1 protein-coding gene and 1 pseudogene are annotated in these 1,324 nt (G+C 67.5%); both read left to right on the plus strand.

Translation table 11 applies throughout. From position 1 onward, the window contains the following. The first annotated feature begins 44 nt into the window (after positions 1–44). Positions 45–926, plus strand: coding sequence for a carbohydrate ABC transporter permease (locus IFU11_RS19930; RefSeq protein WP_079706981.1), 882 nt, complete (start codon positions 45–47; stop codon positions 924–926). Beyond that, a pseudogene (locus tag IFU11_RS19935) lies at positions 923–1,324 on the plus strand (carbohydrate ABC transporter permease); the annotation flags it as partial. The gene IFU11_RS19930 and the pseudogene IFU11_RS19935, both read left to right, overlap by 4 nt.

Here is a 1,324-nt window from a genome sequence, read left to right on the forward strand (position 1 = left end):
GGGGGGGGCCCGGGGGCCCCTCCCCCAAGCGGCTGCGCCTGCTGATGCGCACCCGCCCCTGGCTGCTGCTCGCGCCGGCGCTCCTCATCCTCGCCGTGCTCCTCCTCTGGCCGCTCATCCGCGTCGTCCTGTTCTCCCTGCAGGACTACGGCCTGCGCGAGATCGTCAGCGGTGACACCAACTTCAACGGCGGCGCGAACTACGCCGAGGTCTTCGCCGACCCGACCCTCTGGACCGTCGTCCTCCCGAACACCGTCTTCTTCGCCGCGGCCGCCGTCATCGGCACGGTCGTCCTCGGCACCCTCGTCGCCCTGCTCATGGCGAACCTCGGCTCCTTCTGGCGCACCATCGTCGGCAGCGCCATCATGGTCGCCTGGGCGATGCCAGCCGTCACCGGCACCTACGTGTGGGTCTGGATCTTCGACGCCGACCGCGGCATCGTCAACCAGACGCTCATGGGGCTCGGGCTCATGGACGAGCCCTTCAACTGGTTCACGAACCAGTTCACGTTCTACGGCATCGCGCTCCTGAACGTGATCCACCACGGCTTCCCGTTCGTGGCCATCACCGTCCTCGCCGGCCTACTCGGCGTGTCCAAGGAGATGCTGGAAGCCGCCGAGATGGACGGGGCGGGCGCGTTCCGTCGCTTCTTCCAGATCACCTTCCCGTCGCTGCGCCAGGTGTTCTCGGTCGTGATCATCCTGTCGACCATCTGGGACTTCAAGGTGTTCGCGCAGATCTACCTCATGCCGGGTGGTTCCGGCTCGAACCGCGAGGTGTTGAACCTCGGCGTGTGGTCGTACGTGGAGTCCTTCGGTCAGAACCGCTACGGCTTCGGCTCCGCGATCGCGGTGCTGTTGACGCTCGTCCTGCTCGGCATCACGATCGTCTACATCCGCGCCCTCATGAAGGAGGACGAACTGTGACCACCCACGCTCCCGCCCCCACCGCCGCCCGTCGACCGGCTGATGGACCGGGCACCGACCGGTCCGCCAAGCCGCAGGTCCCGATGCACCGGAAGGCGAGCGGTCGGAAGATCCGCTCGAACACCGTCAAGGCGATCCTCGTCACCCTCCTGCTCGTGTTCACGCTGTTCCCGGCGTACTGGATGCTGTCGAGCGCGTTCGACGCACAGGCGTCGAGCGGCGGCCAGTCCTTCTTCCCGAAGGAGCTGTCGTTCACGAACTTCGAGTCGGTGCTGACCGACGGCGGGTTCGCGGTCTTCCTCCGCAACTCCGCGATCGTCGCCGGTGCGACGGTGCTCATCTCCGCCGCCGTCGCGCTCCTGGCGTCGGGCGCGGGCGCCCGCTTCCGGGTCAAGTTC

This window comes from Plantibacter sp. CFBP 8804 (genome assembly GCF_014841225.1).
In the GTDB taxonomy this organism is placed as follows: domain Bacteria; phylum Actinomycetota; class Actinomycetes; order Actinomycetales; family Microbacteriaceae; genus Plantibacter; species Plantibacter auratus.

Bases quoted from the DNA above. Each gene is read 5' to 3' on its own strand.
- IFU11_RS19930 (WP_079706981.1), top strand. From the start codon at position 45: ATGCGCACCCGCCCCTGGCTGCTGCTCGCGCCGGCGCTCCTCATCCTC.